This window comes from Pandoraea pnomenusa (assembly GCF_040391475.1).
Taxonomy (GTDB): Bacteria; Pseudomonadota; Gammaproteobacteria; order Burkholderiales; family Burkholderiaceae; genus Pandoraea; species Pandoraea pnomenusa_C.
Genome location: NZ_JBEBXS010000008.1, coordinates 38411 through 54465 on the forward strand (window position 1 = coordinate 38411; position 16055 = coordinate 54465).

Here is a 16055-nt window from a genome sequence, read left to right on the forward strand (position 1 = left end):
TCCGGTACAACAAACTTCAGAAACTCAGGCGATAACTGCAAAGGTTATCGGCAAACGACGCCATTTAGTTGGCGATCGGTGCTGCCTGATGTTGCGCTTCGATCTCGGCCGTGCGTTGTTGCAATTGCACCGACTGTTCGAAGGTGTACGGGAAATTGAATTCCGTCACCGGCGACAGGCCAAGTTCACGGGCGGCTTGCAACTCGGCACGCACATGCGCGCGGGTCACACCGCTCGTTTGCGTCTGATCCGCAGCGAATGCCGAGCCGGCAGCCATGGTCAGGCCAACAAGCGCGACGGCGGTCAACAGGTTCTTTTTCATGGAAAACTCCTTTTATCGTTAGTACGTCGCTCATGGACACGAAAACCGGTAACCAATCAGTTTTCGCCATGAGTAAATTATAGTTTTCCCCTACTAATGAACCAGCCCCAAAGCGACAACACACTGTTTCAGAAATGCCGTGAAATCGACGCGCTATTCCGTCGAAACGACGTCGAAATGACGTGGAAATGGCCCGTGAATGGCACGGTAATGGCCTGATGGCGGGAATGGTGCCGCGTTATCTCGAAAATCGCGTTATTTCACGAGATGAGAATCAGCGGAACAGGGCGAAATCAGGGAGAAATGAGCCCACTGCTGATCGCAGCGGCAATCGCCTGATGCCGGTTCACGGCGCCGAGCTTGCGCTTGGCGTTGTTGATGTGGAACGTCACGGTGTGTTCGGAGATTTTCAGGATCAGACCGATCTCCCACGCCGTTTTGCCGCGCGCCGCCCACAGCAGGCTTTCGATCTCGCGCGGGCTGAGCTTGCCCGTGCTGCGGCTCGCCACCCACTGCATGTCGAGCTGCTGGATCGCCTGGTGAAAGTACACCGCCGTCAGATAGATTTCCCCGACCATGCGGGCTTCGTGTTCCGCGGACTCCTCGGGAGACCTCGCCGTCGCAGCGCTGAAGATGGCCCGCTCGCCTGCCGCCCCGTAGATGGGGATCGACACGCCACAGGCCAGCCCGTGGGCACGGGCGTCCGCGAAGATGGGGTGAGGCCGCTTCTGCTGGAGAAACGTTCGCCAGAGAATCGGCAATGGCGACAGATTCGCCGCCACGAGAATCGGGTCGACCTCCGCGTATCCCACGCTTTGATATCGCTCGATCCACGCAGCAGGAAATGTCGTGAAAATGTGGCGACTCGGCATACCCTGCGGCGCAATGCGCTGGTCTTCCATCTGAAACGCTGCCGCCTCGCGCTCTCGCCGCGGCAATAGCGGCGCGTAAAACAACGCGTCATATCCCAGCGCTTGCGTCAGATTCTGAAACTCGGCGTCCAGCGCCTCGACCGAGCGTGCACCGAGCAGGCCCTCATATCGATAAAGATTGTGATGCATTGCGAATTGCACGTTCTCAATAATGGCCGGTGGATTGCCGATATTCGCGCATTGTAGTCCTAGCTATGCATTTTGCGGGCAGTAATTTCGCCCAATAAAACGATAGATGTTTTTCTCGTGGACTGCGAATCAATTGTGTAATGCGTATCAGGCAGTGCCGCCCAATGCCTCCAAAGCGCTCAAGACTTTACGCAGCCCCGGCGTCAATGGTTTGTCCTGGCGCACCACAATGGCCAGCGTTCTCGACAATTCGGGCGTGAGTGTAGCGATGCGTAGTCCGCGTCGGTGATGAGCGGCATTGACGGACATGCGCGGCACGATGCTGTAGCCGAGTCCCGCCGCCACCATCTCCTTGATGGCCTCGATGCTTCCGAGCGCCATCACCGGACGTACCCGCAATCCCGCTTGCAGGAACCACTCATCGATCAGCAATCGCGTGCTGCTGCCCGACTCGAATGCGACCATCGGCGTGGCGGCGAGTGCATGGGGCGTGACTTCGTCGGCCCAGTCCTCATCGCCTGCAGGTGCAATGGCCACGAACTCGTCGCGCAACACCGGCGTGATATGCAGGCTGCGTCCCGCTGCGGGCAACGTAACCAACCCAATGTCCAGCCGGTTCTCCGTCACGGCGCTCACGACATCGTCCGTATTGCCGGTACTCACACGAATATCGAGCTTGGGGTGACGCTTGCGCATCGCGCGCAGCATCGGCGGCAGCAGGTGGATGCAGGCAGTCGCCCCCGTGCCGATGGCCACCTCGCCCGCCACCCCGCGCGCATGGCTCGAAAGCGCGTGCATGGCATCTTCGACCGCCGCGTCGATGCGGCGGGCGTGTTCGAGCAGCGTGAGTCCGGCCGATGTCGGCTTGAGACGCTTGCCGACCCGCTCGATCAGCCTCACGTTCAAACGTTGCTCCAGCTGGCGAACCTGCAGGCTCACGGCAGGTTGCGACAGGTCCAGACGCGCGGCGGCCGCCGAGAAGCTGCCGGCATCGACGACCTCCGAAAACGTGTGAAGCTGATCCAGATTCAGGCGCCGCATCTCAAAGTTTTCCTTATGAACCGGATAAGATGCCAAGACTTTACCAACAGATGGCATGCGCGCACCATGCAGATTGTGTCGCTGCCCCCTGATATTGCCGCTGCCAACGGCATCGCCCCCAATCCGTCATGCCCACCGTCATCACCCTCGGCCTCGCCCAACTGATCAACTGGGGCGTGAGCTTCTATCTGCCCGGCGCGTTCGCGTGGCGTATTGTCCGCACGTCGGGCTGGGCCCAGACCTGGGTCTTCGCCGGTCCGTCGCTTGCCATGCTGGTCATGGCCGCCGTGTCGCCGCTGTCCGGCCGCTGGCTCGAACGCATGGGCGGGCGTCGGGTCATGTGCACCGGCACGCTTGTCAGCGCTGCCGGATGCGTGACGCTCGCCACGAGCACGACGCTCGTGCAGTTCTATGTCGCGTGGTGCCTGCTGGGCGTCGGCATGCGCCTGTCGCTGTACGACGCGGCGTTCGCGACCCTCGCGTCGCTCTATGGCTCGGACGCGCGTCGACCGATGACGCAGATCACCCTCATGGGCGGGCTGGCCACGACCGTTTTCTGGCCGCTGGGCAACTGGCTCGGCGATACCTGGGGATGGCGAACCGGCGTATTCGTCTACGGGGCGATCGGGCTGCTCGCCTGGGCGCTGCTGCGCATGTTGCCCCCGACACCCCCTCGCGCGCCCGCGGCCGGCTCCGCCGGGAAATCGCGCTCGCCGCTGCCGTGGCGCCCCGCCACGCTCTATGGTGCGATCATGGCGCTCGTCGCAATTCTGTCGTCGGGGCTCGCCGCGCACCTGACTTCACTGCTGGGGGCTCGCGGGTTGCCGGTCGGGCTTGCAGCACTGTGGGGGCTCGGACAGGTCTGCGCGCGCACGCTCGAATGGCTTCAGCCGCGTCAGTCCAGCGCCATCAAACTCAATCTCGTGGTGGGTTGCGGGCTGCCGCTTTGCTTCGGGCTGGGACTGGCGGGACTGTCGTCGGCCGTGGTCGCCGGCGTCTTCATCTTTCTCTATGGCGCACTCAACGGACTGGCGACGCTGCTACGCGCCAGTCTGCCGCTCGAACTCTTTTCGCACGACGCCTATGCCCGGGCGCTCGGCACCCTGCTCACCCCGGCGTTCGCCGTATCGGCCGTGGCCCCGTGGGGTTATTCGGTGGCGCGCGAGCACTGGGGCGACGCGGCCATTCTGTGGGTCTCGCTGGTCATCGGCCTGCTGATTGCGGTCGCTGCGCTATCGCTACGGCGTCTGGCGCCGCGAGCGCCTGCTCCACAAACGCTCGCAGAAACTCGATCCACAACTTGACCTTGGCGTCGAGATAGAGACGCGACGCATACACCGCGTACACGTTCGTTCCCTGAAGCTCGTATTCGGGAAGCACGCGAACGAGCGTGCCGCTGCGCAATGCCGAGAGGGCCGAGAGCAGCGGCACCGGCCCCACGCCAAAGCCATTGGACAGCGCCGCCGCCAGTGCATCGGCCGTATTCACGCGCAGGCGTCCCGCGGGCACCGGCAACTTCACGCGACCGTCCGGGCCTTCGAAATGCCAGTGATCGATGGCGTAATGCGGCGCGACGAGCCGCACCATGGTGTGCTGCGGCAACGCCTCGAGCGACGCCGGTGTGCCGTGTTGCGCGAGGTATTGCGGCGCGGCGCACAACACCGATGCCATCCGGCAGATTCGGGCCGACACGAGTCCGGAGTCGGGCAATTGCGCCGTAGCGAGCCGCAGCGACACGTCGATATTCTCTTCGAGCAGATCGGGTACGCGTGAGGACAGCAGCAAATCGACCTGCACGTCGGGGTACTGCGCCATGAATTGCGCCAGCGCCGGAACAACGAACACCTGCCCGAAACTTGCGGGCGCATGCAACCGCAATGTGCCGCTCGGGGCCGCACTGGCAGCACCGGCTTCCGCCTCCGAGACGTCAACGAGCGAGATGATGTCGCGGCACCGCGCGAGATAGCGGTTGCCGGCGTCAGTGAGCGCAAGCTTGCGTGTCGTGCGATGCAGCAGGCGGGTGCGCAGATGCGCTTCGAGTTCGGACACGGCCTTCGACACCTGTGCCGTGGTCATGTCGAGCGCGCGCGCCGCGCCGGCGAAGCTCGCCGCATCGGCCACGCGTACGAAGATCCGCATGTTCTTTAAGGTGTTCATGAAGCGTGATGATATATGCACGTGTGCCGATATTGGTTGGGATCGGTGCGCTCGCACGGTATCCTAGCGACCCTGACGCCACGTCCACGTCGTACCGGACGCCGCGTAGAGAATTCACCGATCGCTTTTTGCCAACGAGACTTTCGCATGTCCGATACGACTTCCCGCCAAGCCGACCATCCCATCGACCCGCAATTCGTGGCCCGCTGGTCGCCGCGCGCGTTCAAGGATGAAATCCTGCCCGAAGCCACGCTGCTGTCGTTCTTCGAAGCCGCCCGCTGGGCGCCGTCGGCTTACAACGCGCAGCCGTGGCGCTTCGTCTACGCCCGTCGCGGCACACCGCACTGGGAGCAGTTCGTCGGTTTCCTCAACGAGTTCAACCAAAGCTGGGCGAAGCACGCGGCGGCGATCGTCATCGTGATCTCGAAGTCGACCCTCACGCCCCCGGGCAGCGATCAGGAAGTGCCGGCGCCCACGCACGCGTTCGACGCCGGCGCCGCCTGGGGCTACCTCGCCCTGCAAGCCTCGCTCTCGGGCTGGGCCACGCATGCCATGGCAGGCATCGAGCACGACAAGATCCGCAACGAACTCGATCTGTCGTCGAAGTACAAGATCGAAGCCGCCGTCGCCATCGGACGCCCGGGCGACCCGGCGACGTTGCCCGAAGGGATGCGCGCACGCGAAGTGCCGAGCCCGCGCGAGCCGCTCGCGAAGATCGCTGCCGAAGGCCGCTTCGCGTTCTGATGCGTAACGATTGAGCTTGGGCAAGCGCAGCCAACGGTTGTGCGCCCCAACAAAAAACCCCGCCGGATCGCGAGACCCGGCGGGGTTTTTGTCATTTCACCTTTCGATACGTTTCGACGCGAGGGCAACGCGTGTCATCAGGATGCCCCCTGATCCGGCTGCCAGCCGCCCCCCAGCGCGCGATACAACGCAACGTGATTGACGAGCACGCGCTGCTTCACGTCGATCAACTGCTGCGCGGCCTGAAACTCGCTGCGCTGCGCATCGAGCAGTTCCAGATAGCTCGCCACGCCGTTCACATAACGCCGCTTGGCCAGACGCAGTCGCTCGCGTTCGCCGTCGGACACGCGCTTTTGTGCCTGAAACTGGCGCGAGAGCAATTGTTGCGCCGTCAGGGCATCGTCGACTTCGGCGAAGGCCGTCTGAATGACCCGCTCATACGACACGACAGCCATTTCCTTTCGCACGTTCGCCAGGTTCAGCCCCTGCACGTTGCGTCCGCCCTGGAAGATCGGCACGGTGATCTGCGGCATGAACGACCACACGCCGGTGCCTGCACCGAACAGATCGGAGAAGCCTGCGCTGGCCGTGCCGATATCCGTCGTGAGCTTGATCGACGGAAAGAACGCCGCACGCGCTGCCCCGATATTCGCGTTGGCACCGCGCAGTTGGGCTTCCGCCCGGCGAATGTCCGGACGCCGCATCAGCAACGACGACGGCAACCCCGCCGCCACAGGCACCACGAAGGCGCTGTCGAGCGACGCGGCCGCGGTCGGCTTCGTGCCGACGTCTCCGGTGAGCACTTGCAGCGCATGCACGATCTCGCTGCGCTGCCGTTCGCGCTCGGCCAGGGCCGCACGGGCCACTTCGACCTGCGTCATCTCGGTGTTCAGGTCGAGGTCGTCGACGAGGCCGCGTTCGGCGCGCAGACGAATCACGCGAATGCCTTCCTCGCGCGCAGTCAGCACCTCGCGGGCGTAGTCGATCTGCTCGCTGCTCGCCACCAGCCCGATGTAGGCCGTGGCCACTTCCGCGACCAGGCTCACCTGCGCGGCGCGCTGCGCTTCCTCGCTTGCCAGATACTCCTGCAGTGCGGCATCGCGAAGGCTTCGCACGCGACCGAAGAAATCGAGTTCGAACGCACTCACGCCGACGGTCGCCCGTACGTCGTTGGCCACGTAGCCCTCCGGCGTACCGCTGCCGCCGTCGGGCAGGCCTGCCGAGCCGGAATACCGCTGGCGCGAGAAGGCACCGCCTGCCTGCACGCTCGGCAGCAGATTGGCCGCCTCGATGCCATAGAGCGCGCGCGCTTCCTGCACCCGCAGCGAAGCCAGACGCAAGTCCCGGTTCTGCGCGAGCGCCTTGCGAATCAACGTCTGCAAGCCCGGATCTGTGAACACTTGCGCCCAATCGGCATCGGCCGCTAGCGGTTGCGCGAGCGACAGGTGCACGTCGGCGGCGGAAGGCGCCGCCTCGTAGGTCGTCGGCATCGGCGCGGCCGGACGCTCATAGGTGGGCGCCAGCGTGCACCCGCCGAGCAGCGCGACCAAACACGCGCCAGCGATCCTGGTCCCGCGCATGCGTGGGGGAAACATCATCATACGTTCCTCTCGACGGCGGGCGCGGCATCGCGCGGCGCCTCCGGATGGTCTGTCGACGGCCGGCGCACGAAGCGTCCGACCAACAGGAAAAACAACGGCACAAGGAAGATCGCCAGCACGGTGGCCGTGACAATCCCGCCGAGCACCGCGACACCGATCGCACGCTGCGCGCCCGATGCCGGTCCCGACGCGATGGCCAGCGGCACGACGCCGAAGCCGAATGCGAGCGATGTCATCACGATAGGACGCAGTCGCAATCGCGCCGCTTCCACTGCGGCGTCGAGCCATGTCATGCCCTGCTTCGTCAGATCGTTGGCGACTTCCACAATCAGAATGGCGTTCTTCGCCGACAGACCGATCGTCGCAATCAGCCCCACCTTGAAGTAGATGTCGTTGGGCATGCCCAGCAGGCTCACGGCGCCGAGTGCACCGATCACGCCGAGCGGCACCACCATGATGACCGCCGCCGGGATCGCCCAGCTCTCGTAGAGCGCGGCAAGCGCCAGGAACACCACCAGCACGGACAACGCAAACAGCACGGGTGCCTGCGCCCCCGAAATACGCTCTTCGAGGGACTGCCCGCTCCACTCGTGACCGATGCCCTTGGGCAGATCCGCCATGAGTTGCTCCATGCGCGCCATCGCTTCGCCGCTGCTCCTGCCCGGGGCCGACTCGCCCTGAATCGTGAACGACGGATACCCGTTGTACCGCTTGAGCTCCGGCGAGCCGAGCTTCCACTTGAGCGAGACGAAAGACGACAGCGGCACCATCTCGCCATTGGCGTTGCGCACACGCAGGTTACCTACGTCCTCGGGCGACACGCGCTGGCGCCCTTCGGCCTGCACGATCACGCGACGGTTCTCCGCGCCCAGCATGAAGTCGCCCACGTAATCGGAGCCGAACATGGTGGCGAGCGTGGTATTCACGTCGTCCATGTTCACCTTGAGCGCTTCCATCTTGCGACGGTCGATGCTCACGTCGATCTGCGGCACATCGCCCTGACCGGCGTAGATCACGTTCTTGAGCACCGGATCCTGCGCGGCCTTGTGCAGCAGGTCGTCGCGCGCGGCGATGAACGTTTCCCTGCTGACACCGGCGCGATTCTGCAAGCGCAGGTTGAAGCCGTTGGACGACCCCAGCTCCGGCAGCGCCGGGCTGTTCATCGCGATCATCATGCGGTCGGGCTGACCGGTGAACTTCTCGTTCACCCGATCGACGATGGCGTTCACGCCATCGTGCTTCGACGTGCGCTCGTGCCAGTCCTTGAGCGTGACGTACAACATCCCTCCGCCGGGCCCCGCACCGAACTCGTTCCAGCCGCCCAGCAGGAACACGTGCTTGACCGGCTCGTTCTTCATCAGATAGCTCTCGATACGCTTGAGCGCCGTCATCGCCTCGGGCAACGTGGCGCCCTGCGGCTCCGAGGCCATCACCATGAAGCTGCCGGTGTCCTCCTCCGGGATGAACGCCGACGGCAGACGCATGAACGCCAGCGGCACCGCGATCAGCACCAGTCCGTACACGACGAATGCGCGCCACGGACGTCGCAGCGTGTTACCCACCGTGCGCGTGTATCGCTCGGTGCCCAGCGCGAAGGTACGGTTGAACCAGCCGAAGAAGCCACGCTTCTCATGGTGATCGTGCGCGATGGGACGCAGGAGCGTGGCGCACAGCGCCGGCGTGAGCGACAGGGCGAGGAACGCCGAGAAGCCGATCGACACCGCGAGCGTGACCGCGAACTGACGGTAGATGTTGCCCACCGCCCCCGAGAAGAACACCATCGGCACGAACACCGTCACCAGCACGACCGTGATCCCTACGATAGCGCCACTGATCTGCGACATCGCCTTGACGGTCGCCGCGTAAGGCGACAAGCCCTCTTCGACCATGATCCGCTCGGTGTTCTCGACCACGACGATGGCGTCGTCGACCAGAATACCGATGGCGAGCACCATGCCGAACATCGTGAGCGTGTTGATCGAATAACCGAGCCCCAGCAGCACGCCGAACGTGCCCAACAGCGCGACCGGTACGACGAGCGTCGGAATCAGCGTGGCGCGCAGGTTCTGCATGAACAGATACATCACCAGGAACACGAGCACCACGGCTTCGAGCAGCGTCTTGACCACCTTCTGGATCGAGACCTTCACGAACGACGCCGTTTCATATGGCATCTGGTACTCTACACCGGCGGGGAACAAGGCCGTCTGTTCGTCCATCACCTTGCGCACGGCCTTCATGACCTGGACCGCATTCGACCCCGCAGCCAGCTTGATGCCCATGGCCGTGGCGGGCAGCCCATCCACGCGCGACGAATAGTTGTAGTCCGAGGCGCCAAGCTCGACGCGCGCAACGTCGCCGAGCCTGATGGCCGAACCGTCGGTACGCACGCGCAGCGGAATATTCGCGAACTCCTCGGGTGTGCTCAAGGCACTGTCAGACACCACGTTCGCGTTGATCGGGGCCGACGATGGCGTTGCGCCCGAACCGATGTCGCCGATCGTCACGCGTGCGTTATAGGCGCGCACCTTGGAGACGATGTCCGATGCCGTGAGATCCAGTGCCACCAGCTTCGCCGGATCGGGCCAGATACGAATCGCTTTCTCCGTGCCCCAGAATTGCACCTGACCAACGCCGGGCACTCGCTTGAGCTGATCGATGACCTGCGCTGCGGCGATCTCGCCCAGATCGAACTCGTCGATGGCCGGATTGCGCGAGGACAGGGTAACAACCATGTGAATGTTGTCCGCGGCACGCTCGACATTCACGCCATAGCGACGCACGACGTCCGGCAGACGCGACTCCACCGTCTTGAGCCGGTTCTGCACTTCCACAGCGGCCAGATCGAGACTGGTGCCCTGACGGAACGTCAGGTTGACCGACGATCTGCCGTTGCCGCTCGAGGACGACGTGTACATGAGTCCCGGTGCACCATTCATCTGCCGTTCGATGATCGCCGTGACCGAGTCTTCGACAATCTGCGCAGACGCCCCGGGGTAAGCGCTCCACACGCTCACCATCGGCGGCGCAACGTCGGGGTACTGCGCAACGGGCAGCGCCCGGATTGCCAGCACGCCCACGAGCGTGATCATCAGGGAGATCACCCAGGCAAAAACCGGGCGATCGATAAAGAAACGAGCCATTGTTATTGCGTCTCCGCTTTGGAGGCCGGGCCGGCGCGCGCGGGCGCCGTCGGCTTGACGTTGTCTTGCGGCGTGGGTTCACCCGACGCGTCCGCCTTCGCGGTGGGCGACGGCGTGTCGGCCTTGAGCTTGACCTGCATGCCGTCGGAGAACTGGGCAACGTTCTGCACGATGACCTTCTCTCCGCCCTTGAGACCGTCCGTCACCAGCCAGTCGCGGCCTTCGATGGCCTCGGCACGCACCTTCGTGTCGTGGACCTTGCCCTGCGCATCGACCACGCGCACCACGGCGCCATCGGCCGTGCGCGTGAGCGACTCGCGCGGCACGCGCACGATGTTCGGGTTCACGGCACCTTGCATGCGCACCTGCACGAAGGCACCGGGCAGGAGTACACCGTCCGGGTTCGGCAACAGCGCGCGCATGGCGATGGTGTCGGTGCCCGGGTCCACCGCCAGATCGGTGAAGAGCAGCTTGCCGGGCAGCGCATACTCGCGTCCGTCCGGCAGCGTCACGTGGACCTGCGGTGCGGCAGTCTCGCTGCCCTGCTGCAACTTGCCCGCGCGAAGGTCACGCGTCATCGCATACACCTCGGCAGCCGGTTGCGAAAAGTTCACGTAAATCGGATCGATCTGCTCCACACGGGTAAGCAGCGTGGCCGAATCGAGGCCGACCAGCGCACCCTCCGTGACTTCCGCACGACGCACGCGCCCCGCGATGGGCGACGCGACGCTCGTATAGCCGAGATTAAGTTCCGCCTTGCGCACCTCCGCCTTCGCGGCGAGTACTTCGGCCCGTGTGCGGGCTTCCGCCGCGCGCGACTCGGCGTCTTCGCGGGCGCTGATCGCGCGCTCGTCGAGCAAGCCACGGTAGCGCTCGATCTTGTCGCGCGCCGAGTCGTGCTCGGCTTGCGCCTTGGCGAGCGCACCGCGCGCCGCGTCGAGGGCAGCGGACAAGGGTTGCGGATCGATGCGGAACAGCACCTCTCCCTTGGCGACCTTCTGGCCTTCCTGATAGCGGCGCTCGATGACGACGCCACCGGCACGCGCGCGTACGTCGGCGCTGCGGTACGCTTCGAGGCGTCCCGGCTGCTGGGTCGTGAGCGGCTCCGCTCGGCGCTCCACCGTGCGCACGACGGCTTCCGGTGTGGCCTCTGCGTCGTCTTTCTTGCCGCGATCCGAACAGGCGGCGAGCACGAGCACACTGACGACCAGGCTGGCGCAAACACCAGTTAGCATTCCGAAGCGGGTTCGGTAATCGATTTTCGATGACATGTAAGAACGTTGGATTTACGACATCCGGTCAGGGTGCCGAGCCACCGCGTTCGGTGCGCAGTGTCGGCAAGTGGCTGCCTGTGGCGGCGCCAGTGATGGGGGAACCGGGGGGCCCGCATCGCTCCAGGAGCGCCGTGGGCGGCAGGTACGCGTTGCGCGAAGGAGGTCTGTGCCTGAGACCACCGGACCGGGGGATCCGGTCGTCTGCCGCCTCGCCTATGTTGGCGTTTCAATCTGGCGTTTTATATTGGAGAAGCGCGATTCTGCCGTGAAATTGTTGTTAGAAAAAGTTGGAACCTATCGATAAAATGGATGAATGAACTGGACAATAGAACAATTGCGCTACTTTGTGGCGGCGGCAGAGGAAGGATCGATATCGGCTGCCGCCCGGCGGCTCGGGAAAGCCCAGTCGGCGGTGAGTACGGCGATTTCGCTGCTCGAAGCCGATTTGGGATTTGAACTATTCGACCGCAGCCGTCGCAACGCCAGGCTCACCGATCAGGGCGAGGTGATGCTGCTCGAGGCAAAGGAATTGCTGCGGCAGGCCGAAGGCTTGAATCACCGCGCGAACGCCCTGGCGTTCGGCGAGCAGCCGCAGCTGTCGCTGGCGCTTGATGAGGCCCTGCCGTATCAGGCGGTGAGCGAACTGGTGCGCGACCTCGCGTATCAGTTCGCCTATCTGGAACTGACCCTGCTCAACGGCACCTCGACCGAAGTCGCCGAGTATGTCGAGAAACAACGCGCCGACATCGGCTTTCACGTGGATCGCGGGGCGATCTCGTCGGCATTGGGACACAAGTACGTTGGCTCGGCCGTGCAGGGGGTGTTCGTCGCCGGCGACCATCCGCTGGCCTACCGCGACCATGTCACGCGTGGCGATCTGGCCAAGTACCGGCAGATCCTGTTGCAGATGGACGACTTCACGCCGCTGCAACTGAGTCCGTCCATCTGGCGGGCCGATAGTTCGTACGTGATCGCCAGCATGGTCGTCGACAAGCTCGGCTGGGCCGTGTTGCCCATCGACATTGCGGAATACGAAGACCTGCACGAACTGCGCTGCGACGACCTCGGGCTGCCGCAATTGCCGGTGCGCATGCTGTGGCGGTTCGGGCGCGAACCCAACGATGTCATGCGCTGGTGCGAAGCTCGCTTTGCCGAGTTATTGCGGGCCAGTTCAGAAGAAACTTGAGGAATCTACGATGACGAGACCATCGAAGACCGCATTGTTCAACGCTGCCAGGCAGTGGGATTGCGGCGCCGTCGCCGCATTGCTGGCGCAAGCGCCCGACCTTGTCGCCGCCATGGACCCGAAAAGCCGGACCGCCCTGCATCTGGCATGTGCCGTCAAACCGTCGGGATCTTCGGCATTGGCCGAGCCTAACGGGCTGAAGACCGTCGAGACATTGCTCGATGCCGGCGCGACACTCGAGCAGGTCGTGCCGATGGATGAGGACGAAGGCGACTTTCAGGCAACCGCGCTGTGGTATGCGGTGGCGCGCGCGGAGAACCGTCCGCTGGTCGAATTCCTGTTGCGTCGAGGCGCGAATCCGAGCTATTCGCTGTGGGCCGCGGTATGGCGCGACGACGCCGACATGTGCCGCGCATTGCTCGCCTTCAATCCGGTACTGAGCTATCGCGCACACGGAGAGACCCCGATTTTTTACGCGGCGCGATTGCAGCGCCTCGCAACGCTGCGTCTGTTGATCAATGCGGGCGCCGATCCGTCGATTGCCGACGATCGCGGACGCGATTGCGTCGATATCGCCAAAGAGCGACGACTGCCGAGCGATATCGTCGACATGCTGGTGGCGTTGCGGGAACGGAAACAGCGGGGCGAGTGATCGGGCGACGTCCGCAGACGCGGCGGGTGGCTCGGTCGGGTGCTCAACGCGACGACGAACGGTGACGGGCCAGAAAACGATCGAGTTGCCCGGCGAAGGCCTTGCTGTCGCGGGGGCTGAAAGGCGCAGGACCGCCGGTCTCGATGCCAGCGTTACGCAGTTGATCCATCATGTCGCGCACGGTTAGGCGTTCCTTGATGTTCTCCGGCGTGAACCAGCTTCCGCGCGGATCGAGCGCGGTCCCACCTTTTTCAAGCACGGCGGCGGCGAGGGGAATATCGGCGGTAATCACGAGATCGCCCGGCGTCACCATCTCGACGATGCGCGCATCCGCCACGTCGAACCCCGACGGCACCTGAATGGCCTTGATGAACGGCGACGGCGGCGTGCGCAGGAACTGGTTCGCCACCAGCGTCACGAGCATCGATTCACGGTTGGCCGCGCGAAAGAGAATCTCCTTGATGACGGCAGGACAGGCGTCGGCATCGACGAGGACTTGCATGGGCATGGCTCAATACGGAAAACGGCCATGATATGCCAAGCGCCCCGTCGACGACGGCGCGCTTCGCCCGCCTGGCAGCAAATGTCCCGTTCAGGCGCCGGGAAACGTGACGACCGTCGCTGCCAGTCCCGCCTGTGCACTCGCCGCGTCGATGGCCGCTTCGATGGCCTCGAAGTCAAACGTTTCGACGTCAATCGTCTCGAGCGAAAGCTGCTTCGCGCGAACCATGCCGATCAGCGCACGATAGTCGGCGGGCGCATACATGAAGTGCCCCATCACCTCCCAGCCGTTGCGCAGCATCTCGCCGTAAGGCAGCGGTAACGGCACGTTCATGCTGCCCATGAGCACCATCCGGCCACGGCGCTTGAGGCTTCGCAGCGCCGACAGCGTGCTGGACGGGTCTGTGGCCTGCCCCACCATGTCGAATGCCAGGTCGATGCCGCCGGACGCCACCGACCGGATGGCGGCGGTATCGCGCGCCACGTCGCCGGACAGGACGACCGGCGACAGCCGTTCGCCGCCGAGCCGGGCGAGCGCCGCCAGCGATTCTGCGCGGCGTCCCAGGGCCACGACCTGCGATGCGCCCATTGCCAGCGCGGCCAATGCGGCAGCCGAGCCGAAGGCGCCCGTCGCCCCATTCACGACAACCGTCTCGCCCGCGACCAGCCGAGCGCGCCGCAGGCCGCCCATCGGCACGGCGAATTTGGCGAGTGTTGCGAGGCGTGCCGACGGCATGTGCTCCAGACCGTCGAGACTCACCAGCGTAGATGCCGGAAATTCCGCCAGTTCACGCAGCGTGCCATGGGGAAAGTCTTGCAATAGCGGTCCGCTGTCGTCGCTGATCCCCGTTAGCCCGATCAGCACTTCGGCAGGCGAATCGACGTTTTCGGTACTCGTCAGGTACGGATTGACCGCCACACGCTGCCCCACGCGGAAGTGATGGACACCCGTGCCCGTCGCCACGATGGCGCCGACGCCATTCGTCCCCGGCGTGAAGGGGCCTTCCGGGTACAGGTACGGCAATTCGCCGTTCAGATAGGCGCGCGTGTAGCTGAGCAGCGGCACGGCTTCCATGCGTACGAGCACGGCGTCAGGGCGCACGTCGGGGGTCTCAATGTCGCGCAGTACGAGGGGTTGTCCAACGCGTTCCAGGATCCAGGCTTTCATGATCGACACTCCGGGTTGAGATGACATGCCTTGCACTCTAGGCGCTGCGGACGTATGTTTGAAATAGATAACAAACATACGAGGCATAACCGTGGTCGATTTCAAGGGGGCAGACCTGAATCTGCTGGTCACGCTCGACGCGCTGCTGGCGGACCGGAATGTGACGCACGCAGCGGAGCGGCTCGGGTTGTCGCAGCCGGCCGTCTCGGCGCAGTTGTCGCGTCTGCGGCGCCTGTTTGGCGATCCGCTGTTGATCCCGGCCGATACGGGGCGCGGCATGATCGCCACGGCGCGTGCCCTGGCATTGCTGACGCCGCTGCGTGCGGCATTGAGCGATCTGGCGACGGTCGTGCATCAGGCGCCCGAATTCGATCCGATGACCGATGCGCGCCGCTTCGTCATTGCCGCGAGCGACAACGCAACGTCAACGATCGGCATGGCATTGCTGGAGAGACTGCCATTGGTGGCGGGGCGCGGCGTGCAGGTGGCCTTCGTGCACGCGCGCGCGACGGATATCGCTGCGCAACTCGAATCCGGGGACGTCGATTTGCTGATCGGCTCCGAGCGCATGGTGCCGTCGACGATGCGCGCGCGAAAGCTGGTCGACGAGACGTTCGTGATGGCGCAGCGCAAGGCGCATCCGCGGGGGACACGCAAGCTCACGCTCGACGGCTACTGCGCTTTGCGACACGTGCTGGTGTCCACGAGCGGCGGCAGCTTCGTCGGCTTTGTCGACGAGCATCTTCAATCGCGGGGCCGCACGCGCGACGTCGCCGTATCGGTGCAGGCATTCACGGTGGTGCCGGACTTGCTGTGCCACAGCGATTACGTCTGCACGATGCCCGCGCGGCTGGTGCACCGATACGCCGACCGGCTGGACGCTTTCGCCCTCCCCTTCGACCTGCCCGGCTTCTCACTCAGCGCGGCCTGGCATCCGCGCAATCACAACGACCCGGGCATGCTCTGGCTGCGGGAGATGTTGAGTGAAGCGGCGGGGGTTTCGGGGGCTGTTGTGTCGCGTGGCAAACCAGCGAAGCGACGGATGAAGCGGGAAGCGTAATCTGATTGGCCTGCCCGTCTGTCTCTTTGGCGTCGAGGATGGCAATCGTCTTTGCTTCCATCCTGTTCACAGGGTTGGCTCGGTCACACACCACAGACACGATACATGGGCCCGCGCAAGATACACATGCTGGGGTTCGACTGCG

The 16055-nt window shown here is 64.3% G+C and carries 14 protein-coding genes; 5 read left to right on the forward strand and 9 right to left on the reverse strand.

Annotated elements, in window-relative coordinates:
- Window positions 1-64: 64 nt before the first annotated feature.
- From ABWO90_RS10655 to ABWO90_RS10665, 3 genes are all read right to left on the reverse strand, one after another.
- Window positions 65-322, reverse strand: coding sequence for a DUF4148 domain-containing protein (locus ABWO90_RS10655; protein ID WP_353191198.1), 258 nt, complete (start codon window positions 320-322; stop codon window positions 65-67).
- A gap of 293 nt (window positions 323-615) precedes the next feature.
- The gene (locus ABWO90_RS10660; RefSeq protein ID WP_353191199.1) at window positions 616-1383 is read right to left on the reverse strand and encodes an autoinducer binding domain-containing protein; all 768 of its coding nucleotides are present in this window, start codon (window positions 1381-1383) and stop codon (window positions 616-618) included.
- A 147-nt stretch (window positions 1384-1530) separates the two neighbouring features.
- On the reverse strand, window positions 1531-2424 hold the full coding sequence (locus ABWO90_RS10665; protein ID WP_353191200.1) for a LysR family transcriptional regulator: 894 nt from the start codon (window positions 2422-2424) through the stop codon (window positions 1531-1533).
- Between the two features lie 128 nt (window positions 2425-2552).
- Here ABWO90_RS10665 and ABWO90_RS10670 point away from each other — a divergent pair, with 128 nt between their 5' ends.
- Entirely contained in the window at window positions 2553-3728 is a 1176-nt protein-coding gene (locus tag ABWO90_RS10670) for an MFS transporter (RefSeq protein ID WP_353191201.1), read from the forward strand.
- On the opposite strand, the gene ABWO90_RS10675 is transcribed toward ABWO90_RS10670, so the two are convergent.
- Window positions 3628-4581, reverse strand: a complete 954-nt coding sequence (locus ABWO90_RS10675) for a LysR family transcriptional regulator (protein WP_353191202.1) — start codon at window positions 4579-4581, stop codon at window positions 3628-3630. The two genes, ABWO90_RS10670 and ABWO90_RS10675, sit on opposite strands and share 101 nt — an antisense overlap.
- Before the next feature lie 147 nt (window positions 4582-4728).
- On the opposite strand from ABWO90_RS10675, the gene ABWO90_RS10680 reads away from it, so the two are divergent.
- Window positions 4729-5325: a nitroreductase family protein gene (locus ABWO90_RS10680; protein WP_353191203.1), complete on the forward strand. Its 597-nt coding sequence runs from the start codon at window positions 4729-4731 to the stop codon at window positions 5323-5325.
- A 137-nt stretch (window positions 5326-5462) separates the two neighbouring features.
- Here ABWO90_RS10680 and ABWO90_RS10685 read toward each other — a convergent pair whose 3' ends face one another.
- The 3 genes from ABWO90_RS10685 to ABWO90_RS10695 are packed head-to-tail and all read right to left on the reverse strand — an operon-like array spanning window position 5463 to window position 11304.
- Window positions 5463-6926: an efflux transporter outer membrane subunit gene (locus ABWO90_RS10685; RefSeq protein ID WP_353191204.1), complete on the reverse strand. Its 1464-nt coding sequence runs from the start codon at window positions 6924-6926 to the stop codon at window positions 5463-5465.
- Window positions 6923-10069, reverse strand: coding sequence for a multidrug efflux RND transporter permease subunit (locus tag ABWO90_RS10690; RefSeq protein ID WP_353191205.1), 3147 nt, complete (start codon window positions 10067-10069; stop codon window positions 6923-6925). The genes ABWO90_RS10685 and ABWO90_RS10690 overlap by 4 nt, the downstream gene beginning before the upstream one ends.
- Before the next feature lie 2 nt (window positions 10070-10071).
- On the reverse strand, window positions 10072-11304 hold the full coding sequence (locus ABWO90_RS10695) for an efflux RND transporter periplasmic adaptor subunit (RefSeq protein WP_353191206.1): 1233 nt from the start codon (window positions 11302-11304) through the stop codon (window positions 10072-10074).
- 352 nt (window positions 11305-11656) lie between these two features.
- Between ABWO90_RS10695 and ABWO90_RS10700 the strand changes: the two genes are divergently transcribed.
- Complete coding sequence (locus tag ABWO90_RS10700) at window positions 11657-12529, forward strand: LysR family transcriptional regulator (RefSeq protein WP_353191207.1); 873 nt, start codon at window positions 11657-11659, stop codon at window positions 12527-12529.
- Between the two features lie 10 nt (window positions 12530-12539).
- A complete protein-coding gene (locus ABWO90_RS10705) occupies window positions 12540-13181 on the forward strand; it encodes an ankyrin repeat domain-containing protein (protein WP_353191208.1) in 642 nt (213 codons plus the stop codon).
- A 43-nt stretch (window positions 13182-13224) separates the two neighbouring features.
- Here the strand turns inward: ABWO90_RS10705 and ABWO90_RS10710 are convergent, their stop codons facing one another.
- Window positions 13225-13683 carry a YaiI/YqxD family protein gene (locus tag ABWO90_RS10710; RefSeq protein WP_353191336.1) on the reverse strand — a complete coding sequence of 153 codons (459 nt, stop codon included), beginning with the start codon at window positions 13681-13683 and terminating at the stop codon, window positions 13225-13227.
- Window positions 13684-13773: 90 nt separating this feature from the next.
- Window positions 13774-14850, reverse strand: coding sequence for a zinc-binding dehydrogenase (locus ABWO90_RS10715; protein ID WP_353191209.1), 1077 nt, complete (start codon window positions 14848-14850; stop codon window positions 13774-13776).
- Window positions 14851-14941: 91 nt separating this feature from the next.
- Here ABWO90_RS10715 and ABWO90_RS10720 point away from each other — a divergent pair, with 91 nt between their 5' ends.
- Entirely contained in the window at window positions 14942-15910 is a 969-nt protein-coding gene (locus tag ABWO90_RS10720; protein ID WP_353191210.1) for a LysR family transcriptional regulator, read from the forward strand.
- Window positions 15911-16055: the final 145 nt, after the last annotated feature.

Bases quoted from the DNA above. Each gene is read 5' to 3' on its own strand.
- ABWO90_RS10655 (WP_353191198.1), bottom strand. From the start codon at position 322: ATGAAAAAGAACCTGTTGACCGCCGTCGCGCTTGTTGGCCTGACCATG.
- ABWO90_RS10660 (WP_353191199.1), bottom strand. From the start codon at position 1,383: ATGCATCACAATCTTTATCGATATGAGGGCCTGCTCGGTGCACGCTCG.
- ABWO90_RS10665 (WP_353191200.1), bottom strand. From the start codon at position 2,424: ATGCGGCGCCTGAATCTGGATCAGCTTCACACGTTTTCGGAGGTCGTC.
- ABWO90_RS10670 (WP_353191201.1), top strand. From the start codon at position 2,553: ATGCCCACCGTCATCACCCTCGGCCTCGCCCAACTGATCAACTGGGGC.
- ABWO90_RS10675 (WP_353191202.1), bottom strand. From the start codon at position 4,581: ATGAACACCTTAAAGAACATGCGGATCTTCGTACGCGTGGCCGATGCG.
- ABWO90_RS10680 (WP_353191203.1), top strand. From the start codon at position 4,729: ATGTCCGATACGACTTCCCGCCAAGCCGACCATCCCATCGACCCGCAA.
- ABWO90_RS10685 (WP_353191204.1), bottom strand. From the start codon at position 6,926: ATGATGATGTTTCCCCCACGCATGCGCGGGACCAGGATCGCTGGCGCG.
- ABWO90_RS10690 (WP_353191205.1), bottom strand. From the start codon at position 10,069: ATGGCTCGTTTCTTTATCGATCGCCCGGTTTTTGCCTGGGTGATCTCC.
- ABWO90_RS10695 (WP_353191206.1), bottom strand. From the start codon at position 11,304: ATGCTAACTGGTGTTTGCGCCAGCCTGGTCGTCAGTGTGCTCGTGCTC.
- ABWO90_RS10700 (WP_353191207.1), top strand. From the start codon at position 11,657: ATGAACTGGACAATAGAACAATTGCGCTACTTTGTGGCGGCGGCAGAG.
- ABWO90_RS10705 (WP_353191208.1), top strand. From the start codon at position 12,540: ATGACGAGACCATCGAAGACCGCATTGTTCAACGCTGCCAGGCAGTGG.
- ABWO90_RS10710 (WP_353191336.1), bottom strand. From the start codon at position 13,683: ATGCAAGTCCTCGTCGATGCCGACGCCTGTCCTGCCGTCATCAAGGAG.
- ABWO90_RS10715 (WP_353191209.1), bottom strand. From the start codon at position 14,850: ATGAAAGCCTGGATCCTGGAACGCGTTGGACAACCCCTCGTACTGCGC.